The following is a 21933-nucleotide window of genomic DNA, read 5'->3' as shown; positions in this document are numbered from 1 at the left end:
CAACCATTGATCACGCTGTCCACTAGCCGCTTCGCACGCCTATCTCATTTCGTCGGGTGCGACCGTACAGTGAGCTTGTTTCCGTCAGGGTCGCGAAGATATGCTACGAATGCCCCGTTCGGCCGCTCCGCAGGCTCGCTCTCAATTGCCGTGCCACCATGCGCGGTTCCGGCGGCATGCCACGCTAGAACATGGTCACGGCTTGCAGCACCTATACCGATCGTCCCGCCGTTGGCTGCAGTCGCCGCCTTACCATCGATCGGCTTCGTGATCATCAGTCGGCCCCCCTCGTGGGCGTAGATCAGTCGGCCTCTCGCATCCATCTCTCCAGGCTTGCCTCCTAATGCAGCGAAGGTGGCGTCGTAGAAGCTTCTGGCCCGCTCCAGGTCGTTGCTTCCGATCATCACGTGAGTGAACATGCTTCATCTCCTGCAGGGTGCTTCTGTAACTGTGTTCCCCGACACTTAGCGGTAGCAGTTCCCTAGATACTTTGCTGGCGATGCGCCGAGGGCTTTCTTGAACATGGTGATGAATGCAGATACGGATTCATATCCGAGTTCGCCCGAAACCTGCTGCACCGTCGCCCCCGCTGCAAGGCTTCGGATTGCGATAATCAATTGCAACTGCTGTCGCCAACGGCCGAAGGTCAAGCCAGTCTGCTGCTGAACAAGACGAGCGAGAGAATTCTCGCTCATTGCCACTCGCTTTGCCCATTGCGCCATCGTGCTCCGGTCAGACGGGTCATCGACCAATGCCGATGCGATCAAGTCAAGGCGAGGCTCATCTGTCAGGGGTAGATGCAGATCCTCTACCGGCATCCGCGATAAAGCCGATAGAAGCAGCGTCGAAATTATATCAGCATGGGCGTTCGCGACGGGGGACTGGTCAGCCATCTCGATGATGAGCTCTCTGACGAGCGGGGAAAGCGAAAGCGTGCAACATCGATCCGGCAGATCGGCAGCACCCGGCTCAATGAACAGAAAGAACAAACGTGCGTTGGCGGTCGCCACATTGCTGTGCAGCATCCCTCCCGGAACCCAGACGCCGCAATGAGGTGGCACCATCCACATCCCGCTGGGAACGCGACATGTCACCCCTCCCCGCAACGCCATGACGAGCTGCCCCTTTCGATGACGATGCTCAGGTGCTTCGCGTTCGTTCTGCGACACGTCAATCCTCACGGCGCGCGCAAGCGCGGCAGAGTTTTCGAGATCATGATCGACCAGGGCTGCAGAAAGGGATAACCGCGTTTGGTGGGATTCAGTGATCATTTGAGAGAATATCTAAATTCCCCTACGTGCTTTGTCGATAGGGTCGTCCGAAAGAATTCGGAGAATGACGATGGCGATACACGAGCGTGACCCTCACTGGTGGTCTGATATCTTCCAGACTGAATTTCGGCTGCCTCAGAAGCGCTATCGCAGGCTTTGCATCTTGCCTCCACAATATGTGCGCGTCGGGCCTAGTCGCGTAGCCAGTGCGCGAAAGGTTACGAAAGCCTTCCTTGTGAGGGCCCGCAGGTTCTTTGGCCACCAGCTGCCAGCCGCTTCGGTTGTTTCGTGCGCCGACCCGCTCGACGCTTATATGTATGCCTGCGCCGCGGTTCCGTTCTTTTGCTGCGTCTCGCCCGCGATCTACGGCTTCACCGGCGCCATCGAAGAGCAAGGCGTCTCGCGGAAGAACCACCAGTCGGGAGATGACTTGTGAGCGCTCGACCGGTTGTCACTACTGGGAACGTGATCTTTTCATTGAAGACATTCCTGGCGGCCATACTGGCCTATTACATTGCAATAAGCTTCGATCTGCCGCGGCCGTTCTGGACGGTGGCAACGGTCTACATCGTTGCCCATCCGCTTTCAGGCGCGATCGCATCGAAATCGCTCTATCGACTGCTGGGGACCCTGATCGGTGGCGGCGCGACGGTCATCATGGTTCCAAACCTTGTGAACGAGCCGATGCTGCTTTCCGCAGCGATCATTGCATGGGTGTCGGGATGCACTTTCGTTAGCCTTCTTGATCGCACGCCTCGCAGCTATGTTTTCCTGCTGGCCGGTTACACGGTGCTCCTGGCGGGACTGCCACTGGTCACCGCGCCGGCAAACACGTTCGACACTGTTGTCTCCCGCATCGAGGAGATCGGTCTTGCGATTACATGCGCCTCGATTATTAGCCACGTCGTCTTTCCAGTTCATGTGGGGACGGTACTCGTCAACCGGATCGACGGGTGGATGGCAAAGGCGCGGAAGGTCCTCGCGGCGACGGCGACTGACGAGACAGAAGAAAATCACAGCAGAACAGAACGACACGCTTTGGCGGCGGACGCAGCGGACCTTCGGTCGTTCACGGTCCACCTTCAATATGACGGATCCCGATATCGACGTGCAGTTTCGCTGGTGAGATCATTGCAGCACCGGATGGTGTCCTTGCTTCCGTTGATGAGCGAGCTAGAGGATCTGCGACGAGCACTCGCCAAGCTCAACACCTCGAAATCGGAGCAGGCTCTGTCTTTGATCGCAAGGATCAGCTCTCATTCAACCGATACCACGGAGAGCTCCAGAGCAATGATCGACGCGCTAACCTCTTCCGGCGCGCCTCCGTTCTGGGAAAATCTTCTTCTTGCCAATACCGCCCGGAATCTGCGGGATATTCATCGAATTTCTCATGAGGCTAACTCTCTTCGTGAAGCTATAGAGGAAGAGAATGCGGCGAGAGCTGCTCGTCGTTTCGCTGCTCCCGGCAAGATGCCGGCTCTGCACCGCGACATCGGCATGGCATTGCTATCGGCGCTGGCCGTCGCGATCTGCCTGGCGACCTCCACCTTCTTCTGGATTGCAAGCGGCTGGACCGACGGGATGACATTTGCCCAGATTTCGGGAGTGTTTTGCTGCCTTCTCGCGACAATGGACGATCCTGTCCCAGCCATGCGCAAATTTGTCGACGTAACGATCGGCTCCGTCATCGCAGCGTTCGTCTACGGGTTCGCTATCCTTCCGATGATCAACGGCTTCGTGTCCCTCGTCGCTGCCCTCGGGCTGTTCCTGATCCCTGCCGGCATATGTCTCGCTTTGCCTTCACTCGCAATCGTCGGCATGGGGCTGTGCGTGAATTTCCCCCTTCTTCTCACCCTCCAGGCACACCAGAGCAGCGACTTCGTGACGTTTGCAAACTCGGCGATCGCGACCCTTCTTGCGATGGCCTGGACGATCGCCGTCTGCGGCATCTTCCGATCTGTAAGAGCGGAGACAAATGCCAGGAGGCTCTTTTCCGTTACCCAAAAGCATGTCGCCAGGATCGCGGCCGGCAGACATGCCAATGCTCATGTCACCTACCATCGCGGAATCGATCTCGCAGGTCTCTTTGCCTCCAGAGCGGCAAAACTATCGCCGACCTCCGATACCGCCGCTGCCGACCTTATCCGGGATCTGCGAGCAGGACTTCATATAACAGCGATGCGGGAGCTCGCGGATGAAGCATCGATGCCTATTCGCCTCAGGACTGAAGCCGTCTTCTCAGGACTGGAGATCTTGTACCACCTGGCGCCCGCTGAACGTGGCGACGTCCTGGAAAATGCCGTTGGAATGCTGGATAACCTTATACTTTCCTCTCTGGAAATGATCGCAGCGGATGTAGACGGGGAACTTGTGGTGCACGCAGCCGCGCTCCGTCTGTGCCTCGCTCCGGACGCCGGACCACCGGTTTTCATAAAACCTCCTGCGAGGAGGATCGCCGCGTGACCGGACAATTCGACATCTATGGTGTCCTCCTTCCATGGTTCTCGGCACTCGCCCTGTGTGCATACGGTCTATTCCGCGTTCTCACATCGGTTCTCGCCAAGCTCGGGTTTTATCCAGCGGTGTGGCATCGCTCCCTGTTCAACCTCGCACTCTACATCACCCTCCTCGGTGGGCTTTCCGCCGCTATCAACTGGTTGCAAAGATGAAGAACCTCACGATCACCTCAGGGCGAGCCCTGTTGACCTTGTCTATGGTGGGCTGCGCTGCAGTTCTTAGCTGGCACCTATGGTCCTTCTACATGGAAGCGCCGTGGACACGGGATGCTCATGTGCGTGCGGATGTCGTTCGACTGGCAGCAGATGTCTCGGGGCCCGTCATCGAGGTTCTGGTATCGGACAACGCGCAGGTGGAGAAAGGGACGCCCCTGTTTCGGATCGAAACAGACCGCTTCGAACTTGCGCTGCGCGAAGCGGAGGCCCAGGTGCAGAGCAGCAAAGCCGCGGCGGAACTGGCGAGGACCGATTTCGAACGGTATCAACTGCTCGCCTCCAGAGAAGCAGCCAGCTTGAAAGAGCGGCAGCATGCGGAAAGCCAGATGCATCAGGCAGACGCTACATATCAGTCGGCGCTAGCGGCTCGGGATCTGGCAAAGCTGAACCTTGACCGGACAACTGTGAAAGCACCAGCATCAGGGACAATCACCAACTTCTCCTTGCGTCGCGGGAACTATGTCTCCGTCGGGGACGCGGTTGGGGTGCTCGTGGAAAGAGAATCCATCTATATCGCGGGCTACTTCGAAGAGACCAAACTCCCACGAATCCAGGTCGGCGATCGAGTGAAGATCGATATCATGGGTGAGGCGGAATCGGTCATGGGGCATGTCGCAGGTATCGCCGCCGGTATTGAAGATCGAGAGCGGAGCGACAGTGTTGGCTCTCTCGCAAGCGTGGCGCCAACATTTTCATGGGTTCGGCTGGCCCAGAGAATTCCGGTTCGGATCGAGATCGATGACATCCCGAGCCCTGTCCGGCTCATTGCGGGGAGGACCGCGACAGTTTCTGTTCGAGCGAACGACAACTAAGGTGTGACACACCTCGTGCTCTGGAACGCGTAGATCAGTGTGCTCACGTTCTTGTGCCTTCGTCGCCTCAATCCCTGCTGAAGCGAGGCTTGACAGTCACCAAAGCGGTGCAGCCAAACAATGCCTGATTTCCACCATCCGCAACGATGGCCTTTATGACCGTACTAGCCCTCACAGCGCACAAGGCTGCACTATCACCAGGTTATCAACGGTACACGATGGACCCAGGCATCGCCGACCACTTGGTCCAACACGAAACTGGCAACGTCTTGTCGCGCGATTTCACCGCCATGAAAGTCAGTCAGGTCGGTAAGCGTCCGGATCACTTTACCTCCGGGCTTGTTATTGAGAATGGAGGGCCGAACGATAGTCCAATCCAGTCCACTGTCCTTGATGAGGGCTTCCTGACGGTTCTTGTCCTCGTAAACCTTCCGCAAAAGCAGCGGAAAGATCAACCTGTCGAACAGAAAGCCCCCATGTCCGTTGCTATCGCCAGCACCAATTCCTGTGATGCTGACAAGGCGTGAAACCTGCTCCGCCTGCATCGATTTGACGAGCGCTCGGGTCGCGGTCGAAAGAACGGTGACTTCACGAAAAGGACTTGCGGGTGTTCCGAGTGCACTGATGACCGCATCACKCCCCCTGATGGCCCGGCGAAGCAACTTCTCATTCTGAGCGTCGCCTATAACAAGCTTTGCTCCTTTGAGATCGGGGGCTTTTTCCGGGGAGCGTACCAGCACCGTGACATCATAGCCGCGGCTCAGAGCCCTGCCAACGATGTGGCGGCCGGTTGGGCCAGTGGCGCCAAGGACCAGGATCTTTGGCGCAATGGCTGATTGGGTTTCATTCTCGGACGTTCTCATTGCTTTTGTCCTTTTGAAAGGCAGGGCGCCTACCGAGAGGCAGCTCTGCCTGGGGTGTTGATGGTGGTGGTCAGAGCCGGCCTTCTGCGAGCAGCTCGCGGGTCCGCTTCAGGGTCGACGGCAGGGCAGATTTGTAGCCCTTGTCACTGTCGAACTGCATCTGCTCGGCTTGCTCTTCAGGCCCATTCGGCTCTTTTCCGCGAAGGCCGAGGTAGCAGTAGAACCGAAGCTGCAGTGCGCCGGTTTCATCTTCGAACAGTTCGTTGACGATGGCGCCTTCACGGGGGCCGGTCGCCTGGAAGAAGGTGACCTTGCTCTGCGGCTCAAGGGTGATGATCTCCCTGATCTCAGAGCCGGCGATGATGGCTTCGCGCACGAAGTGCGTTGCGCTTTCCTCGACGACATCACAGCGGGTGCACAGGCCAGGCGGAAGGAATAGACGCGCATCGCGGGCCTTCAGCTCTAGGCCCTTCCAGGCCTGCTCGCGGGTCAGTTTTGTCTCACCGTGCGGATTTACCAGAACGGTAGCGGTCGAATAGATCATGACGATAGTCCTTGTCCGGGGTGTGCGACGCTGCGTCAGGCAGAGGCAGCAGTTTCGGAGGCGAAGTTGTGGTAGGAGCGGAGTGGCCGGCCCAGGAGTGCCGTTAGGCGCTCCACGTCGCCGCCTTCGGGCAGCATGCCGTCGGTCTGGAAGCGGTCGCCCATGAGGCGCATGTCGTAGGCCATCCAGGCGGGCATGAACTGCCTGAGGTTCTGTTCGAAGGCTTGCGTATCGCTCCCGCCGTAGTGGATCGGGCGACCAAGCACTTCGGTCCAGATTGCGGCGATATCCGGTCCGGTGAGCGTGTCGGGACCGACGAGGTTGACGCGGCTGAGGGGAAGCGGCTGTTCAGACTGCTCGCGGCGCAGCAGTTCAAGGGCGGCGATCTCCGCGATATCGCGGACATCGATCATGGCGAGGCCCCTTTCTCCGACCGGCATCGGGTAGACGCCGTAGCCGGTGATGACGTCCTTGATCGTCAGATCGTTCTGGATGAAGTAGGCCGGGCGCAGGATCGTGGCGTGGAAATCCATCTGTTCGATCATCCGCTCGACGCCGAACTTGCCGGCAAAATGCGGCACGTTCACGTAGACGTCCGGGTGGATGACCGAGAGATAGACGATCCTTTCGATGCCGGCCGAGCGGGCGACGTTGAGCGCAATCAAAGCTTGGGTGAATTCGTCTGGCACGACCGCATTCAGAAGGAATAGTGAGGAGATCCCATCAAGGGCGCTTCGCAGGGAGTCAATGTCGAGAAAGTCACCTTTTACGACGGCGACGCCAGCCGGGAAATTGGCCTTGGAGGGATCGCGGACGAGAGCGCGGATGTCAGCGCCACGGTTGACGAGGTGTTCGATGATTTGGGCGCCGATATGGCCTGTCGCGCCGGTGACAAGGATGGTCATGGGATTTCTCCGGGTTGGTTTTGCTTGACACCCCGAATATGGACGGCTCATTGTTGATCCAATAGACGATCTTTTTGGACAGATCGTCTCGCCAGTGGAACAGATATGGATCTCCTTGCTCTTGCTGATTTCAATCTCGTCGCCCGTCATGGCGGCTTCGGTAAAGCTGCACGCGCCTCCGGCCGTCCGAAGGCAACGCTGTCCCGGCGGGTTACGGAGTTGGAAGCTGCCTTGGAGCTTCGGCTATTCGAACGTGGCGCGCGCAACCTGAAACTCACCGAGGAAGGACGCGCCCTTCATGAGCGGACCGCTGCTCTGTTGACGGAGCTCGACGAGACGGCAGCCGACATCGCCTCGGGCGCGGAGAAACCGCGCGGCAGGTTACGGATCAGCGCGCCACTCCTCTTGTCGCAGACCGCCATGGGCAAGATCGCGGCAGGTTTTGCGCTGAAATACCCGGATGTGCGACTGGAAATCACGACCGAGGATCGGGCCGTGGACATGATCGAGGAAGGCTACGATCTGGTCATCCGGGTCAATCCTGATCCGGACGAAAGTCTGGTCGGACGAGCCTTTTTGCGAGACCGCCTGGTCGTCGTGGCAAGCCCCGATCTCGCCCGCCCCGCTAGAGACCTTCATGCTCCCGGCGTCGTTCGTGGGCCTGGCAACCAACAAACCTGGAACGTCATGACAACCGAGGGTGCTGCGGCAATCAGGATCGAGCCCGTCCTCGCCATGTCCTCGCTCATCATGGTCCGCGACGCCGTACGCGCCGGCGTTGGTGCTGCACGTCTGCCAATCTCCCTGGTTAGCCACGATATGGCGGACCGCACTTTGGTGCATTGGGGGGATATCCAGGGATCCGAGATTGCGCTCTGGGCGCTCTATCCCTCACGACGCCTGCTCAGTGCCCGCGTGTCTGCCTTTCTGGAATATCTGAAGCAGGCCTTTCCAAACGGCACACCTGAGGAACTGGCCGCCTATATCGGCCGCTGAGACGGTCGAGCCACCCAAGTGCTGCGGGTTCAGCCATGACATCGACATCCTTCTCACGCCCGAGCCTTGCAATTGTGCGCTGCAGCATTAGTTAGCCCACTAGGAACGTCAGAAGGCTTTCCGCATTCTGTGGAGCACTTCTCATGCGAAGTCTGTCGGATACACTGGAACGGCTCAAGCGCTTCCGCACTATCTCGGCCGCGACGCCTCCTTCCCATCGACTGAAGCGGCTCGGGAGTTTCCAGAACCCCGGCGAACTGGTCGGATGGTATCACGTTCCTGAGGGCTCGCCGCATCCCGTCCCACTGGTCGTGGTCCTGCACGGGTGTACGCAAACAGCTGCGGGATACGACGGGGGCTCTGGATGGTCCAGGCTGGCGGACGACTTCGGTTTTGCGGTGCTGTTTCCCGAACAGTCCCGGCAGAACAACCCAAACCTCTGCTTCAACTGGTTCGTCGATAGCGATGTCGAGCGCGACCACGGGGAAATAGCCTCCATCCGCGCGATGATCGCCGCCATGACAGCCAGCCACGGTATTGATCCATGCCGGATATATATTACCGGACTTTCGGCCGGCGGCGCCATGGCGAATGCTATGCTTTCCTGCTACCCGGAGGTTTTCGCCGGTGGCGCCATCATTGCAGGACTTCCCTACGGTGTTGCCTCCACAATACCCGAAGCCTTCGATCGCATGCGGGGTCAAGGTCTGCCTTCTCCTGAACGTCTGCGGGATCGGTTGCGCTCAGCGTCATCTCACACCGGTCCATGGCCGACCATTTCGGTATGGCACGGAACAGCTGATCACACGGTTGCGGAAGTCAATGCGCTCGCGATCGTTGACCAATGGCGAGCGGTCCACGATGTGTCCGCTGATCCTACCAGATATGACGTTGCCGATGGCGTCGAGCACCGCGTATGGATGGACGCGAGCGGAATGTCGGCGATCGAGTTCTATCGCATTGCAGGAATGGGACACGGCACACCAATTGACGTAACGAGCGGTTACGGCACAGCCGCCCCATACATGCTTGATATAGGTGTCTCTTCGACGGAGCTCGTCGCACGCAGTTGGGGACTGATCCCCTCCTTCGAGCGCCGGACGAAACTTCGAGGAGAACAGAATGTTATCTCGGAGCCTAAGGCCAATTCGCAACCGACAAGCGATGTGCAGACGGTCATTGAACATGCGCTGCGCGCCGCAGGGCTCCTCAAGTAGGACTTAAACGGAATTGAGTGTAGCGGATGCCGGGCAACAGCCCAAGACGGCGGGAAATCCAAATGGGTTCCAAGCAGGGAGCAGACATGAAGGATGTGAAGGAATTTCCACGAGCTGTAGTGGCGACCGCTGGTCTCTCGATATGAACGCTGGAGAGATCACGATCGTTCGTGCGGCAAATGAACCATCGGTGGTCACCAAAATCCGCACAGCCCTTGCCGCCTTCCTGCAAAAGCATCGAACTTCGTAGGCTCGATCACTGTGCGGTGAAGAAGGTGAGAAGAACTTTGCCCTTCTCGCCAAGAAGACAAACAAAACGATCAGGCTTTCCCGTCTTCTCCTTGCGAGCGATGTATGCTTCACCGAGTACGACCATTTTCACGGGAACGTCTCCGACTTTTGTGTCCGCCTTGCTGACCGCAAGACTTTCCATATCCAGAATTAGATCGGTGATATCAGCGGACCGTTCTTGGAGGGCAAGAAGTCCCGTCGATTTGCAGGCGTCAACCGCTGGATCGGCTGGCGCCTGAGCGAGCGCGCTTCCTGCGGCGAGTACAAACGCAAGTGCCGAGATTGTTGTCTTTGTGATCTTCATCGGGATTCCCTAAAAAGAGAAAGGCCGCGAAATTCGCGGGCTCCCCAAGCCTTCAATCAGGCTTTGTCGACGACCTTCTTAACGGCGTCCTTGGCTTCGCCCTTCGCTTCCTGCGCCTTGCCCTTCGCTTCCTGGACGCTTCCCTTCACCTGCTCTTCGTGGTTGTCCACGGCTTTGCCTACGGCTTGTCGGGCCTTGCCAGCAACTTCGTTGGTCTTTCCCGTGATCTTGTCGGATGTACTTCCCATGGTCGTTCTCCTCGCTATGGTTTTGCGGAAAAGGCGTGGCTGCGCGTTTCGTTCCATCCTTAAGGTCAGATTAGTCGCAATTGCTGATCTGAAGCGAGGAACGAAATGCGAAATCGGCGTTGGCTAATCGTATTTTGCGCGAGCACATGATAGATCATTGACTGCCCAGTATGAGCCGTCGGGCACCATCTTTAGATCAGAGAAACCTCGGACCGGACTGGAGAGCTTTTCATGGGTTGGAAAACACCGAAGATTGAATACGTGAATGGTTATAAGATTGTTGAAGTTGATGGGCCTATCTTCAAAGTCTACGATGGCGACCGTCAGCTCGGCGACGATTTCCCCTATCCCGGCGAGGCTGCTGCTTACGCAACCTCTTTGCCAAAACGGGATCACCCCCGCGGTTAGGCGAGAAGCAGCGGGAACCATTGAAGATCCCTTTATGGCAGCTTTACCGAATGCGGAACACGATTTGACCAGCTCCCACCTTTCTTCACCACTGGAACTGCTTGGGTGGACTGAATTCTTCTCAGATCAGGTCCAGCCCAGCGAAGCGCACTTGATCCCCAGACGCATCGCTTCAGTTCACCGGGCACGCATCGAGGCGATCGATGTCAACGGGCCCGTCGGGCTGAAACTTCCGGCCAATACCAACACTGCTGACTACGCGGTGGGCGACTGGGTTCTTGCCGATCCACTGACCGGTATGCTTATCAGCCGTCTTGACCGAAAAAGCGTCTTTCAACGACGCCCGGAAGGCGGACGTGGCCAGCAACTTGTTGCCGCCAACGTCGACACTCTGTTTATCGTGACCTCATGCAACGCAGATTTTAATCTTGCCCGGCTGGAACGTTACCTGATCATGGCCAACCAGGCCGGGAGCAATCCGGTGATTGTGCTGACGAAGGCTGATACCGCTGAAGATGCTGGCATGCTCCAAGCGCAAGCCGAGGCCTTGCAGCGTGATCTGCCTGTGATCGCCTTGAATGGTCGCTCCGCAGACGCCGTTTCCCTGTTGAGGCCCTGGTGCGGCGTTGGCCAGACGGTTGCGCTGGTGGGATCCTCCGGTGTCGGAAAATCGACGCTGGTGAACACCATGACCGGCCCTGGCTCTGACACAAGTCAGAAAACTGGCGCCATCCGCGAATACGACGCCCAGGGTCGACACACGACCACGGCGCGATCGCTGCATGCTGTTTCAGGCGGCGGCTGGGTCATAGATACACCTGGGATAAGAACGCTTTACCTGAGCGATGTTACCGATGGTATAGACACCCTCTTTGCAGAAATAACCGAACTGGCGCCGCTTTGCCGGTTTCGCGATTGCACCCACGCACATGAACCGGGGTGCGCCGTTCAGGCAGCTGTCGCAAGCGGTGCCCTGGACGCTGATCGCTTGGAACGCTGGCGGAACCTGCTTGCAGAAAACCGCGACCGAACACCGGTCGTGAGCGGACCACGCGGCAACAAGATCGTTCGCAAGAAGAAATACTGAAAGTTTTGTGCGTTTGTAACGGTGCTCATCGGCGTCAGCGACGATCCGCCACCTTGGGGAATTGGCTGGGCCGTGGTCACCGCGTCAGGCTCAATGATTGGGTTTGCGGTCAAGAAGAACCTGCAAGCGGCCGCTCCCGCTTGAAATGGGTATGTCTTTGAACAACCGCGATATGAGGCGCGGTCGCAGTCCTTGCCTCTCATCGATGAGGAGAAATGACATTCTCTTTATCTCGATCGTGATCACGCCCGCATTGTCATGGCGACGATAATTCCCCGAATCGATCGCATGGAATCCGTTTTCCACCGCCCAGGCGGCTATCATGTCCGCGTTCATCAAGGTCCTGCTTTAGAGATCTCGGACGCGCTTTTTCTAGCTGTCCTGCTCGTGCAAATCGCTTTGCAGTCCCACTGATACCGTAACTGAAACGCTCTAATCCAGACAAATCCGTCCAAGATTACAGTTCGCGCTTTGGTGTTGCCAGAAAGACTCGCGGCAATCGGTGCGGATCCGCTGTGGCCCCGCCCCGTTTGGTGCACTTGAGCAAGGTTCGAGCCGACGCACCTTACATTCGCAGCTATTGAAGGAGAATGAAACTTGGTCCCCGCGCTCCCTTTCGATTCCTGACTAGAGCGCCCCTCGCTTTTTTTGCTGGCGGACGCGAACCTCGAAGGCAGCGTATGTCGACTGCAACTCAATCTTGACCATCGGGAGAATATCCCAAAACGAAAAAGCCTGCCGCGGGAGGAGGTGCGGCAGGCTTTCGAAAAGAATTGAACAGCGACTGGGAGGAGGAGTGCCGCTGCTCATACAGACAGCCCTGGGAGGAGGAGTGGGCCGTCTGAAACTCGAAGCTCTGCGGGAGGAGATGCATCGCTTCGATGTGCTTATCTATACGCCGACTACGAACCACTTACTATTGCTTATGTTGCACTGCACCCATGCAAGAACGGCAAGTCGAAAAGATCGGGAAAGATCGATGGCAGGACTCGATCGCAGACAATGGACATCGACGCAAAAACGCCCGCATCATCAGCGGGCGTCAAGCAGCTTCAAAGAGTGAATGCTGTGCGGTCAGCGGGCGATCGATGCGCGGGCGACGTTGCGGATATCGGCGCGGTCGATACCGAGATCCTGCAGTTCGCGGCTGGACATGCGACCAAGTTCGCTGACGGTCTGACGGAACTTGCGCCAATTGTTGAAAGAGCGTGCGACGTTCATGATAATCCCCTTTCCTGAGGGCTTCTGACGTCAGCAGCCCTGCTTGGCTCCGGCGTCGTTTCGATGATTGGAATATAGGCGTTTCAATCGGTTAAAAACAGCGACAATCCGTCAGTTCACCCATGCAAGGAATGCATTGGTCAGCGCTTTTCGACGGAAAGAGCCTGTTTTTTGAGCTCGGCGCCATCTGGCATTCTGGCCGTGGCAGCGTCGCAGGATGCCGAACCCGGCCAGCTGACGGCCTTCGAACTGCCCGTCCGTCGCGGGCCGTTCATCCGGCGTTCCGCAATGCCGTATCCCGCCGCCCTGGTCGTGATCCCCACCATGCCGTATTCCAAACGTTCGGCGACACGATGGGCCCTGGCCAAGTTTTGAGTGTAGAAATATCCTGCCAGCCCAAATTCCGTATCATTGGCAAGCGCGATTGCTTCTTCTTCTTCCGTGAAGCGGAAGACCGGCGCAACAGGGCCAAAAATCTCCTCCTTCATGACGCGCATATCGACGCTCGCGTCTCGAACGACTGTGGATTCGAAGAACAGGCCGCCCATGGAATAGCGGTGACCGCCTGTCGCACCCGTTGCGCCCTTTGTCGTTGCGTCCTGCAGCAATTCCTCGACTTTGCGCACGGCGTGTTCATCGATCAGTGGTCCCTGTTCCACTCCAGGCTCCGTCCCCGATCCAACCCGAAGACGTGAGACCTTTGAGGCAAAACGGTCGATGAACGCATCGTGGATGCCCGACTGAACGATAATGCGGTTCGTGCAAACGCAGGTTTGACCCGCATTACGGAACTTGGAAAGAAGGGCCCCTTCGACGGCGCGGTCGAGATCGGCGTCATCGAACACGATGAAAGGGGCATTCCCGCCAGGCTCCACGTGCCATCAGTTCCGAGTAAAACTGCGGAGTCGCCAGATTAAAAGACAGGATGCGCCCGGAAAAATGAGGCAGCACTTCGCCTCTAGGCGGTCGCGAGGATTGTTTGCCGTTTCCCAGAGGGCAAGCACTGATCCCGAAACGAAGTTCAGCAATCGTTATTGCGGAAATGAACAGCGTTTCGATGACCTGGGGGTCCAACCAAGTGACCACTACCTCATCGGGAACTGATTTCGACGGCTCGGATATAATGTTGGTGTCCAGCAAGAAGCTCATCGGTCCCGCAGGCGTCTTATCACGACTTTTCTGCAGGGCTTCAACGTCGCTGTCGGAAAGCTCAGCGTCGCGACCAATAGCCGCCAGTAAAGAGCCGAGCTTCACACGGTCAGGGGGACGAACAGCGGCCTCAATAATGTCACCGATCTCGGCCTCGGTGCTTCTGCCCTGATGAGCCGCCCGCGCCGCAGAGTACGATAGCGAGGACGATACCGTCTCCGTTCAGGCCTCGTCGCCTTGATTGGATTCGAGCCAAATTACCTGGGAAACCACCAGATTGTTAAAATGCGACGCCCGCCGCATCGGTAGATGCCACGCCCTCGGTAAGCATCAAAAAGTGATGCCCTGCCCGAGCGCACGAAGAATTTCTTTCCTCCACATCAAATTCATATGCCTGGACTTGCTTTGCGCATCGGTCGACCGTCCGTGCCAGGACGCGGCCGGAATTCCCGGCGCCGGTAAGCGCGGAGGTGATATGTCGTTCGAATTTGACGTTGAAGATCCGCTTCTGGCAAGGGCTGCCGAGTTGCGAAAGGCGTTCCATCAGGATGCGGTCGAGCGGGACAAGCAAGGCGGCAGGCCCCTCGATCAGATCAGGCTCCTCAAGGAAAGTGGCCTGGCTTCCGCTCAAATCGCAAAGGCATATGGCGGACAAGGGGCTTCCTGGATGACAACCCTTCGCATCGTCAGGGAATTCGCCAAAACCGACGGGTCGCTCGCGCATCTCTTCGGTTACCATCATCTGCCGCTGAACCTCATCCTCTTTCGCGGTTCGGATGCTCAAAAGGACAGGTGGCTGGGCGGATCAGCCGCGGGCAACTGGATCTGGAGCAATTCCGGCAATGCCATGTCGAAGACTTCGACAGGTGAGAAGACGGAAGGCGGCTGGACGATCAACGGCAGCCGGCCCTTTTCCTCGGGCTCGCACATTGCGGACTATATCCAGATATCCTGGGAAAATTCGTCGGGCGAACGCCTCACAGCAGCGGTCCCCGCCGATCGCGAAGGCATCGTAATTGCGGATGACTGGGACGGTATCGGGCAACGGCAGACCGGCAGCGGCACCGTCCATTTCCGCGGCCTCCACATCGGCGACGATGAGGTCATCAGCGCGCCTTCCGTGCCACTGACGCCTTACGCATCCCTCACCTCGCTTCTTCAGCAGAGCGTCCTTCTCAACGTGTTCGTCGGCAGCGCCCAAGGCATTCTGGAAGAGGGCCGGGACTACACGGTAACGTCCTCCCGACCGTGGATTTATTCCGGCGTGGAACGGCATATCGACGATCCCTGGATCAAACGCCAGTATGGCGAGCTCTATATTCGCACCCTTGCGGCCGCTGAACTTGCCGACAAGGCTGCGCGCAGCCTTGATGCGGCTTATGCCCAAGGACCATCCTTGAGCCATAACGATCGTGGTGCCGCCGCCATCGATATCGCCACGGCCAACCTTTATGCGGGCGAGGTCGGCCTCGCCGTTTCGAGCGAGGTCTTCGAGGTGATGGGCGCGCGATCCGCCACGCAGGCTAACGGCTTCGACCGTTTCTGGCGAAATGTCCGCACTCACACACTGCACAATCCCGCCGAATACAAGAAGCGCACGGTCGGCACCTTTCTGCTGACCGGCGAGTTCCCCGTGCCGGCCATCTACCGCTGAAAGGATATTCCATGGCGAGACGCAAGGACCAGATCAAGCTCGGCGCCTTCCTGCTCTTCACCGGCCACCATGTCGCTGCCTGGCGCCATCCGCAGGCCTCGGTCGGCACGGAATTTGAAAACTATCTCGAACTGGCTCGTCTTGCCGAGGCCGCTAAGTTCGATGCGATCTTCTTTGCCGATGGCGTGGCGGCACGGTTGAAGGACGTGGAAGCGGCAAGCCGCAAGGCTCATAGCGGCATTTATCCCTTCGAACCGATCACGCTTCTTTCAGCTCTTTCCTCTGTCACCCGCAATATCGGCCTGATCGCCACCGCCTCGACGAGCTTTTCCGATCCGTTCAATCTCGCACGGCAGTTTGCGTCCCTTGACCGGTTGAGCGGCGGGCGGGCCGGCTGGAACCTCGTCACCTCCTCCGATCCGGACGCCGCCTATAATTTCGGGCATGATGCGCAGATCCTGCATGGCGACCGTTACGAGCGCGCCGAGGAATTCGCCGATGTGGTGCTCGGCCTCTGGGACAGTTTTGAAGACGACACTTTCATCCGCGACAGGCAGTCGGGACGCTACTTCGATCCTCAAAAGCTGCACCGGCTCGATCATAGCGGCAAACACTTCAAGGTGCGCGGCCCCCTCAACATCCCGCGCTCACCGCAGGGACGGCCAGTCCTGATTCAGGCGGGCGCCTCCGAGCCCGGCAAGGAGCTTGCTGCGCGTACCGCAGAAGCCATATTCGCCGCCCAGATCACCCTCGAGGAAGCAGTGGCTTTCTATGCTGATGTCAAAGGCCGCCTTGCCAAATTCGGCCGTTCGCATGACGATCTGAAGATCTTGCCCGGCATTTTCCCTGTCGTCGGCAGGACTGAATCCGAAGCGAAGGAAAAGTTCGGATCCCTGCAGGCGCTCATTCAGCCCGAAGTCGGACTGAACCTGATCTCCCAGCTTTCCGGCGTCGACCTTTCGGCCTATCCGCTCGATGGGCCGGTGCCCGACAATCCACCGGCGACCAATGCGGGCAAGAGCCGCCAGGCTCTCGTGCTCGATCTTGCCCGACGCGAAAATCTGACCATCCGCCAGCTCTATCTGCGTATCGCCGGCGCCCGCGGCCACTGGCAGGTCGTCGGCACGCCGATCCAGATCGCCGATGTGCTCGAGGAGCGTTTCGAAAACTATGGGGCCGACGGCTTCAATATCATGGCGCCGCTGATGCCGGGCGGGCTTGCCGACTTCATCGAGCTCGTCGTTCCGGAGTTGCGCCGCCGCGGCCTCTTCCGAACGGAATACGAAGGCACGACGCTGCGCGAGAACCTCGGCCTCAAGCGCCCGGCCAACCGCTTCGCAGATACCGGCAGTGCTGCGGCGGCCGAATAGGAGAAACCAATGAGCCACGACAAGCTTTATCTCATCGAGCCGGGTTTTTCCGACCCCAAAGAGCCGGGCGTCAGCTTCGTCTGCCCCTATTGCAACGCCATCGAGGGACTGCTGGCGTCCTTCCCGGATCTTGCGAGCAAGATCGAGGTGGAGCGGGTTCCCTTTCCCCGGCCGCGCGCAAGCGTGATCGCCGCCGTCGGCGAGGAGCACCAGTCGTTGCCGGTGCTGGTTCTCGCCGAGAGCGCGCCTGTTGATGCCGAACACTGGAATGGCGTGCATTTCGTCAACAAGACCGATCGCATTCTCGAACTACTTGCCGAGCGCCATGGTTTCCCGCGGCTTCATACCTGAAGGACGAGCACCATGACCGTAAAGCCTGGAACGTTCGAGCCTAGTCAGCCGGAGCCGACCTCAAAGCCGCCCGCCCTCTTCCTGGCGGATCGCGACAATCCCTATCTCGCCAAGGCGGCCGAACTCACGGAGATCTTTTCGCACGATGCTGTCGAGCGCGACCAGCTCGGCGGCCGCCCCTCCGAACAGATCAGGCTTTTGAAGGAGAGCGGCCTCGTCAATTTGCTGATCCCGAAGGAATTCGGTGGTGAGGGGCAACCCTATTCGACAGCGCTTAAGGTTCTGCGTGAATTTTCCAAGGTCGATGGATCGCTTGGTCATCTCTTCGGCTATCACTTCAGCCCGCTCATGAACGCGGCGACGGCAGGCGACAGGCGCTCGCATGAGATCTTGCGCCGCTCAGCGGACGGCCGCTGGTTCTGGGGCAATACGACCAACAGCTTTTCGAAGATCCTCTTTGGAAGAAGGACCGCCGGTGGTGCCATCCTGAACGGTTTTCGCCCTTTCGCCTCGGGCTCGCATGTCGCCGACTATCTCATGGTCGCCTGGGAAGACGAGGAAACCAACCAGCGCAGCTTTGCCTATATTCCGGCCAATCGCCCAGGGATCACCATCGCGGACGACTGGGACGGAATTGGCCAGCGCCAGACGGGCAGCGGCAGGGTTTTCTACAAGGATGTCTGGATCGACGGTGACGAAATCCTGGCGGAACGCCCGCGCGATCCTATCGCGCTTCTGGCGCCACAGCAGCAGCAGAGCGTGCTCCTCAACGTCTTTATCGGCACCGCCCAGGGCGCGCTTGCGGCGGCCCGCGACTATACGGTCACGAAATCACGGCCCTGGATCTATTCTGGCGTCGAGCAACACGTCGACGATCCCTGGATCAAGCGGCAATATGGTGAGCTCTGGACGAAAGTGCAGGCTGCAACCGCGCTTGCCGACCGCGCAGCGCAGGCGATTGACTCCGCCTACGCTAAAGGTGCTGCGCTGACGGCGGATGAGCGCGGCCAGACGGCAATTGCCGTTGCTTCCGCCAACGTGCTGGCCGGCAAGGTGGCGCTCGAGGTCACAAGCGAGATCTTCGAGGTCATGGGCGCGCGTTCGGCGGTGCGCGCTCATGGTTTCGACCGGTTCTGGCGCAATGTCCGCATCCATACGCTGCACAATCCGGCCGAATACAAGACACGCAATGTCGGGGCATGGTTCCTGACCGGCGACTATCCCGAGCCGGGAATATTCCAGTGAGCGGACGCGAACTTCATCTCAACATCAATATCCTGCATTCCGGCTTTTCGCCCGCGGCCTGGCGGATGGAAGGCAGCGATCCCCGCGCCTCCTTCGATGTCAATCACTATGTCAATGTCGCCAAGATTGCCGAACGCGGCACGTTCGATGCCGTCTTCCTCGCCGATCAGGCGGCGATCTCTGACAGGGTGGATTTCAGGCCGCTAACCTCCCTCGAACCGACGATCGTACTTGCGCTGGTCGCCGCCAACACGCAACATATCGGTCTCATCGCCACAGCCTCGACGACCTATAACGAGCCCTACAATATCGCCCGCCGCTTTGCGACACTTGACCATGCGAGCGGCGGCCGGGCCGGCTGGAACATCGTCACCAGTGCCGACCTGTCGCAGAGCCGTAATTTCGGCCTCGAAAAGCCGGTCGCCCACTCCAGCCGTTACGAGCGCGCCGGCGAATTTACCGCCGTCGTCAAGGCGTTGTGGGACAGCTGGGAAGAAGATGCCTTTATCGGCGATGCAGCGACCGGCCGTTTCGTCGATCCGGCACGCGTTCATGCGATCGCCCATCGCGGCAAACATTTCCAGGTGCATGGGCCGCACAATATTCCCCGCCCGCCGCAGGGCCATCCGGTTCTCGTGCAGGCCGGCGGCTCGGACGATGGAAGAGAGCTTGCGGCCGAACATGCCGAAGCCGTTTTCTCTGCCTCGCAATCCTTCGAAGAGGCGCTCGATTATGCCGGCGACCTGCGCCGGCGTGCTGCCCGCTTCGGCAGGACGGAGGGCAGCATTCTCGTGCTTGCCGGCCTTGCGACGATCATCGGCAGTACCGAGATCGAGGCCAAACGTCGACAGGAAGAGCTGAGCGAGCTGATACCGCTCGAATATAGTCTCGCGCGACTTGCGGGCGTGCTGCAGCTCGACGCCAAGAACCTCGACCTCGACGCGCCGCTGCCGGACGACATTCCGCTGCCGCCGGATGGTGGCCATACTTTCTTCCGCGCCACATTGGCGCTCGCCAAACGGGAGAGGCTCAGCGTACGCGGCCTTATCCGCGCCTTGAACGGGGGCACCGGCCATCGCACCATTGTCGGCACGCCACAAGACGTTGCCGACGACATCGAACAGTGGTTTGTCGCCGGTGCAGCTGATGGCTTCAACCTGATGCCGGACGTGCTGCCGCACGGACTCGAAGTCTTCGTCGACGAGGTCGTACCGATCCTGCGCAATCGCGGACTGTTCCGGCAAGCCTATAGCGGCCGGACGCTTCGCGAGCATCTTGGTCTTGCGCGCCCGGCCAATCCTTATGCGGCCGCGGCGGAATAGCGATCGGCAATGACAGCAGGCAAGGGGAAATCGATATGACGCCATCAACAGCAGCGGAAAGAAACGTCGGCAACGACAGGCTGAAGGCGCTTGCCGGCAAGCGCTATCGCAATGAGCAGCAACTTTCGGGCGATTGGACCGAAACCGTCGAGACCATCCTCTCACATCGGAGCGTGCGTCACTATCTGCCGGACCCGGTACCGGCGGAGGCTGTCGAGCTTGCCGTTGCCGCCGCCCAGTCGGCACCGAGTTCCTCGAACCTCCAGGCCTGGAGTGTGGTTGCCGTCGAAGATGTGGAACGTCGCAGGCGTTTGAACGCGGTTGCCGGCAATCAGCGGCAGATCGCCCAGGCTCCGCTTCTGCTGGTCTGGCTCGCCGATCTTGCCCGACCGCGCAAGATTGCAACGGAGCGTGGCGCGACGGCCGAAGGGCTCGACTATGTGGAAAGCTTTCTTCTTGGCGTGATCGACGCGGCACTCGCCGCCCAGAACGCCGTCGTCGCCCTGGAATCTCTTGGCCTCGGCACCTGCTATATCGGAGCGATCCGCAACGACCCTGAAACGGTCGCCCGCGAACTTGCCCTGCCGGATGGGGTCTTTCCCGTTTTTGGCCTGACGGTCGGTTATCCCGATCCGGCGGTGCCCGCCGGCGTCAAGCCCCGCCTGCCGCAAACGAGCGTCCTGCACCGCGAACGCTATCAGGACAGCGCACCGGCCGACGATCTCGCCGGTTACAATCATATTCTCAGAACCTTCCAGACAGAACAGACAATGCCTCTGATCGACTGGACCGATCAGGTTCGCAATCGCATTGGCACGGTAGAAGCGCTCAAGGGTCGCCATGTGCTTGGCGAGGTGGTGCGCAAACTGGGGTTCCGGCTGAAATAGGCCGTCCCGGCCTACCCCTGCACGACGCACAATCTCACTCGGCGGCGATCATGTCGAAATCGGATCGAGGGCCGCGGGATGAAGCGACCTCGATCGTCTGCGCGGCGCGCGCCTCGGCAAGCAGCCAGTTGCGGAAAAGATCGACCCGCATCAGTCGCGCCTTGTGGGCCGATGTGACGAAGAAATAGGAAGAGCCGACCGCCTGCGGGCTACCGAAGGGGCAGACGAGCCGCCCACTGCGGATCTCGGCTTCCGCGAGCCTTATCTTGCCAAGCCCGAGCCCCTGGCCGGCGACAGCCGCATCGAGCACCAGAGAGGACTGGTTTAACCGGAAGCCACCGCGCGCCGGGCGATAGGAAAGTCCCTCGGCGCGTAGCCAGGCATGCCAGTCGGGGCAGGCATGGTCATGCTCAGCACCCTCCTCATGAAGGAGCGGCACGTCTTCGATCGTCTCCGGTCGCTCCCAGAGCCCGTGGTGGTCGGCAAATTGCGGACTGCAGACCGGCACGACCGCTTCGGAAAACAGATGATCGACTGCAAGGCCGGGATAGGCGCCGCTGCCAAAGCGGATCACGCAATCGGCGTCACCCGCGTCGAGGTCCGTCAGATCTGTCGAGGCTTCGACCAGAACCTGCAGGCCGGGTGCCGCGCGTCGGAGCGCATCGAGCCGCGGGATCAGCCATTTGCTGGCGAAGGACGGCGCGACGGACACCCGGATCGGCTGCTCGTGATCGCTCGTCGCAAATTGCGTCATGGCCGAAAGGACGGCATCGAAGGCATCCGTCAGACCTGGCATCAGGGCATGGCCTGCCGGTGTCAACTGCAGCTGGCCGCGCACACGGTTGAACAGCGGCTGGCCAAGGTAGTTTTCCAGGAGCCTGATCTGCTGGCCGACGGCGGCCGAGGTGACATGCAGCTCTTCGGCGGCACGGATGAAATTGAGATGACGCGCCGTCGCCACGAAGGCGCGCAGCGACGTCAGCGGCGGCAGACGGGCAAGCGTCGGATTGATGGTCTTCCTGCGGTGGGGCGCGAGCGTGTTCATGAGCTGATTGC

General features: G+C 59.3%; 24 protein-coding genes and 2 pseudogenes. 14 read left to right on the top strand and 12 right to left on the bottom strand.

Going from position 1 to position 21933, the window contains the following annotated elements; all coding sequences use genetic code 11:
• Positions 1-44 precede the first annotated feature (44 nt).
• Positions 45-419, bottom strand: coding sequence for a VOC family protein (locus AC1DUP_RS22105; RefSeq protein ID WP_477834422.1), 375 nt, complete (start codon positions 417-419; stop codon positions 45-47).
• Positions 420-464: 45 nt separating this feature from the next.
• Positions 465-1271 (bottom strand): AraC family transcriptional regulator, encoded by an 807-nt coding sequence (locus AC1DUP_RS22100; protein WP_477834420.1) that lies wholly within the window; start codon positions 1269-1271, stop codon positions 465-467.
• A 70-nt stretch (positions 1272-1341) separates the two neighbouring features.
• Between AC1DUP_RS22100 and AC1DUP_RS22095 the strand changes: the two genes are divergently transcribed.
• Genes AC1DUP_RS22095 through AC1DUP_RS22080 form a run of 4 tightly spaced genes read left to right on the top strand, consistent with a single transcriptional unit; the run spans position 1342 to position 4815 of the window.
• Positions 1342-1707 carry a hypothetical protein gene (locus AC1DUP_RS22095; RefSeq protein WP_477834418.1) on the top strand — a complete coding sequence of 122 codons (366 nt, stop codon included), beginning with the start codon at positions 1342-1344 and terminating at the stop codon, positions 1705-1707.
• Positions 1704-3734 carry an FUSC family protein gene (locus AC1DUP_RS22090; protein ID WP_477834416.1) on the top strand — a complete coding sequence of 677 codons (2031 nt, stop codon included), beginning with the start codon at positions 1704-1706 and terminating at the stop codon, positions 3732-3734. The genes AC1DUP_RS22095 and AC1DUP_RS22090 overlap by 4 nt, the downstream gene beginning before the upstream one ends.
• Entirely contained in the window at positions 3731-3940 is a 210-nt protein-coding gene (locus tag AC1DUP_RS22085) for a DUF1656 domain-containing protein (RefSeq protein ID WP_477834414.1), read from the top strand. The genes AC1DUP_RS22090 and AC1DUP_RS22085 overlap by 4 nt, the downstream gene beginning before the upstream one ends.
• A complete protein-coding gene (locus tag AC1DUP_RS22080; protein WP_477834412.1) occupies positions 3937-4815 on the top strand; it encodes an efflux RND transporter periplasmic adaptor subunit in 879 nt (292 codons plus the stop codon). Before AC1DUP_RS22085 ends, AC1DUP_RS22080 begins: the two co-directional genes overlap by 4 nt.
• Before the next feature lie 194 nt (positions 4816-5009).
• Here AC1DUP_RS22080 and AC1DUP_RS22075 read toward each other — a convergent pair whose 3' ends face one another.
• The 3 genes from AC1DUP_RS22075 to AC1DUP_RS22065 all read right to left on the bottom strand — a co-directional run bounded on the left by AC1DUP_RS22075 (position 5010) and on the right by AC1DUP_RS22065 (position 7127).
• Positions 5010-5678 (bottom strand): NAD(P)-dependent oxidoreductase, encoded by a 669-nt coding sequence (locus AC1DUP_RS22075; protein ID WP_477834410.1) that lies wholly within the window; start codon positions 5676-5678, stop codon positions 5010-5012.
• Between the two features lie 70 nt (positions 5679-5748).
• Positions 5749-6222, bottom strand: a complete 474-nt coding sequence (locus AC1DUP_RS22070) for an AtaL-like protein (protein WP_477834408.1) — start codon at positions 6220-6222, stop codon at positions 5749-5751.
• A gap of 35 nt (positions 6223-6257) precedes the next feature.
• Positions 6258-7127: an SDR family oxidoreductase gene (locus tag AC1DUP_RS22065; protein ID WP_477834406.1), complete on the bottom strand. Its 870-nt coding sequence runs from the start codon at positions 7125-7127 to the stop codon at positions 6258-6260.
• Positions 7128-7232: 105 nt separating this feature from the next.
• On the opposite strand from AC1DUP_RS22065, the gene AC1DUP_RS22060 reads away from it, so the two are divergent.
• Together AC1DUP_RS22060 and AC1DUP_RS22055 are read left to right on the top strand one after the other, a co-directional pair.
• Positions 7233-8123 carry a LysR family transcriptional regulator gene (locus tag AC1DUP_RS22060; protein WP_477834404.1) on the top strand — a complete coding sequence of 297 codons (891 nt, stop codon included), beginning with the start codon at positions 7233-7235 and terminating at the stop codon, positions 8121-8123.
• Between the two features lie 143 nt (positions 8124-8266).
• Positions 8267-9340, top strand: a complete 1074-nt coding sequence (locus AC1DUP_RS22055) for an extracellular catalytic domain type 1 short-chain-length polyhydroxyalkanoate depolymerase (protein ID WP_477834402.1) — start codon at positions 8267-8269, stop codon at positions 9338-9340.
• Between the two features lie 256 nt (positions 9341-9596).
• On the opposite strand, the gene AC1DUP_RS22050 is transcribed toward AC1DUP_RS22055, so the two are convergent.
• Positions 9597-9935 carry a hypothetical protein gene (locus AC1DUP_RS22050; RefSeq protein WP_113298920.1) on the bottom strand — a complete coding sequence of 113 codons (339 nt, stop codon included), beginning with the start codon at positions 9933-9935 and terminating at the stop codon, positions 9597-9599.
• Between the two features lie 56 nt (positions 9936-9991).
• Positions 9992-10183, bottom strand: coding sequence for a CsbD family protein (locus AC1DUP_RS22045; RefSeq protein ID WP_113298921.1), 192 nt, complete (start codon positions 10181-10183; stop codon positions 9992-9994).
• A gap of 231 nt (positions 10184-10414) precedes the next feature.
• Between AC1DUP_RS22045 and AC1DUP_RS22040 the strand changes: the two genes are divergently transcribed.
• Positions 10415-10591: a hypothetical protein gene (locus tag AC1DUP_RS22040; protein WP_477834400.1), complete on the top strand. Its 177-nt coding sequence runs from the start codon at positions 10415-10417 to the stop codon at positions 10589-10591.
• Between the two features lie 34 nt (positions 10592-10625).
• The gene (gene rsgA / locus AC1DUP_RS22035) at positions 10626-11678 is read left to right on the top strand and encodes a ribosome small subunit-dependent GTPase A (RefSeq protein ID WP_477834398.1); all 1053 of its coding nucleotides are present in this window, start codon (positions 10626-10628) and stop codon (positions 11676-11678) included.
• A 90-nt stretch (positions 11679-11768) separates the two neighbouring features.
• Here rsgA and AC1DUP_RS22030 read toward each other — a convergent pair whose 3' ends face one another.
• From AC1DUP_RS22030 to AC1DUP_RS22015, 4 genes and pseudogenes are all read right to left on the bottom strand, one after another.
• Positions 11769-12014, bottom strand: a complete 246-nt coding sequence (locus tag AC1DUP_RS22030) for a hypothetical protein (protein ID WP_113298923.1) — start codon at positions 12012-12014, stop codon at positions 11769-11771.
• Positions 12015-12752: 738 nt separating this feature from the next.
• Positions 12753-12899 carry a YjiS-like domain-containing protein gene (locus AC1DUP_RS22025; RefSeq protein ID WP_113318873.1) on the bottom strand — a complete coding sequence of 49 codons (147 nt, stop codon included), beginning with the start codon at positions 12897-12899 and terminating at the stop codon, positions 12753-12755.
• Positions 12900-13039: 140 nt separating this feature from the next.
• Positions 13040-13774, bottom strand: a pseudogene (locus AC1DUP_RS22020) (aldehyde dehydrogenase family protein); the annotation flags it as partial.
• A 265-nt stretch (positions 13775-14039) separates the two neighbouring features.
• Positions 14040-14231, bottom strand: a pseudogene (locus tag AC1DUP_RS22015) (FitA-like ribbon-helix-helix domain-containing protein); the annotation flags it as partial.
• Between the two features lie 292 nt (positions 14232-14523).
• On the opposite strand from AC1DUP_RS22015, the gene AC1DUP_RS22010 reads away from it, so the two are divergent.
• From AC1DUP_RS22010 to AC1DUP_RS21985, 6 genes are read left to right on the top strand one after another with little or no spacing between them, the layout of a single operon-like run.
• A complete protein-coding gene (locus AC1DUP_RS22010) occupies positions 14524-15702 on the top strand; it encodes an acyl-CoA dehydrogenase family protein (protein WP_113300540.1) in 1179 nt (392 codons plus the stop codon).
• Between the two features lie 11 nt (positions 15703-15713).
• Positions 15714-17072 carry an LLM class flavin-dependent oxidoreductase gene (locus AC1DUP_RS22005; protein WP_113300539.1) on the top strand — a complete coding sequence of 453 codons (1359 nt, stop codon included), beginning with the start codon at positions 15714-15716 and terminating at the stop codon, positions 17070-17072.
• 9 nt (positions 17073-17081) lie between these two features.
• Positions 17082-17423, top strand: coding sequence for a DUF3088 domain-containing protein (locus AC1DUP_RS22000; RefSeq protein ID WP_477834395.1), 342 nt, complete (start codon positions 17082-17084; stop codon positions 17421-17423).
• 12 nt (positions 17424-17435) lie between these two features.
• Positions 17436-18668, top strand: a complete 1233-nt coding sequence (locus AC1DUP_RS21995; RefSeq protein ID WP_477834393.1) for an acyl-CoA dehydrogenase family protein — start codon at positions 17436-17438, stop codon at positions 18666-18668.
• Positions 18665-19990: an LLM class flavin-dependent oxidoreductase gene (locus tag AC1DUP_RS21990; RefSeq protein WP_477834391.1), complete on the top strand. Its 1326-nt coding sequence runs from the start codon at positions 18665-18667 to the stop codon at positions 19988-19990. The genes AC1DUP_RS21995 and AC1DUP_RS21990 overlap by 4 nt, the downstream gene beginning before the upstream one ends.
• Positions 19991-20025: 35 nt before the next feature.
• Positions 20026-20877 carry an NADPH-dependent oxidoreductase gene (locus AC1DUP_RS21985; protein ID WP_477834389.1) on the top strand — a complete coding sequence of 284 codons (852 nt, stop codon included), beginning with the start codon at positions 20026-20028 and terminating at the stop codon, positions 20875-20877.
• Between the two features lie 34 nt (positions 20878-20911).
• Here AC1DUP_RS21985 and gcvA read toward each other — a convergent pair whose 3' ends face one another.
• Positions 20912-21922 (bottom strand): transcriptional regulator GcvA, encoded by a 1011-nt coding sequence (gcvA, locus tag AC1DUP_RS21980; RefSeq protein WP_113300534.1) that lies wholly within the window; start codon positions 21920-21922, stop codon positions 20912-20914.
• Positions 21923-21933 lie beyond the last annotated feature (11 nt).

The organism is Rhizobium sp. 01L419 (genome assembly GCF_056400025.1).
The sequence above is the reverse complement of the archived record's forward strand: the minus strand, read 5'-3'. Positions and strand labels throughout refer to the sequence as shown.

Coding starts and splice junctions, on each gene's coding strand:
- AC1DUP_RS22010 (WP_113300540.1), top strand. CDS start 14,524: ATGTCGTTCGAATTTGACGTTGAAGATCCGCTTCTGGCAAGGGCTGCC.
- AC1DUP_RS22040 (WP_477834400.1), top strand. CDS start 10,415: ATGGGTTGGAAAACACCGAAGATTGAATACGTGAATGGTTATAAGATT.
- AC1DUP_RS22000 (WP_477834395.1), top strand. CDS start 17,082: ATGAGCCACGACAAGCTTTATCTCATCGAGCCGGGTTTTTCCGACCCC.
- AC1DUP_RS21985 (WP_477834389.1), top strand. CDS start 20,026: ATGACGCCATCAACAGCAGCGGAAAGAAACGTCGGCAACGACAGGCTG.
- rsgA (WP_477834398.1), top strand. CDS start 10,626: ATGGCAGCTTTACCGAATGCGGAACACGATTTGACCAGCTCCCACCTT.
- AC1DUP_RS22095 (WP_477834418.1), top strand. CDS start 1,342: ATGGCGATACACGAGCGTGACCCTCACTGGTGGTCTGATATCTTCCAG.
- AC1DUP_RS22070 (WP_477834408.1), bottom strand. CDS start 6,222: ATGATCTATTCGACCGCTACCGTTCTGGTAAATCCGCACGGTGAGACA.
- AC1DUP_RS22025 (WP_113318873.1), bottom strand. CDS start 12,899: ATGAACGTCGCACGCTCTTTCAACAATTGGCGCAAGTTCCGTCAGACC.
- AC1DUP_RS22030 (WP_113298923.1), bottom strand. CDS start 12,014: ATGAACGCGGACATGATAGCCGCCTGGGCGGTGGAAAACGGATTCCAT.
- AC1DUP_RS22060 (WP_477834404.1), top strand. CDS start 7,233: ATGGATCTCCTTGCTCTTGCTGATTTCAATCTCGTCGCCCGTCATGGC.
- AC1DUP_RS22045 (WP_113298921.1), bottom strand. CDS start 10,183: ATGGGAAGTACATCCGACAAGATCACGGGAAAGACCAACGAAGTTGCT.
- AC1DUP_RS22005 (WP_113300539.1), top strand. CDS start 15,714: ATGGCGAGACGCAAGGACCAGATCAAGCTCGGCGCCTTCCTGCTCTTC.
- AC1DUP_RS21995 (WP_477834393.1), top strand. CDS start 17,436: ATGACCGTAAAGCCTGGAACGTTCGAGCCTAGTCAGCCGGAGCCGACC.
- gcvA (WP_113300534.1), bottom strand. CDS start 21,922: ATGAACACGCTCGCGCCCCACCGCAGGAAGACCATCAATCCGACGCTT.
- AC1DUP_RS22050 (WP_113298920.1), bottom strand. CDS start 9,935: ATGAAGATCACAAAGACAACAATCTCGGCACTTGCGTTTGTACTCGCC.
- AC1DUP_RS22055 (WP_477834402.1), top strand. CDS start 8,267: ATGCGAAGTCTGTCGGATACACTGGAACGGCTCAAGCGCTTCCGCACT.
- AC1DUP_RS22080 (WP_477834412.1), top strand. CDS start 3,937: ATGAAGAACCTCACGATCACCTCAGGGCGAGCCCTGTTGACCTTGTCT.
- AC1DUP_RS22065 (WP_477834406.1), bottom strand. CDS start 7,127: ATGACCATCCTTGTCACCGGCGCGACAGGCCATATCGGCGCCCAAATC.
- AC1DUP_RS22105 (WP_477834422.1), bottom strand. CDS start 419: ATGTTCACTCACGTGATGATCGGAAGCAACGACCTGGAGCGGGCCAGA.
- AC1DUP_RS22100 (WP_477834420.1), bottom strand. CDS start 1,271: ATGATCACTGAATCCCACCAAACGCGGTTATCCCTTTCTGCAGCCCTG.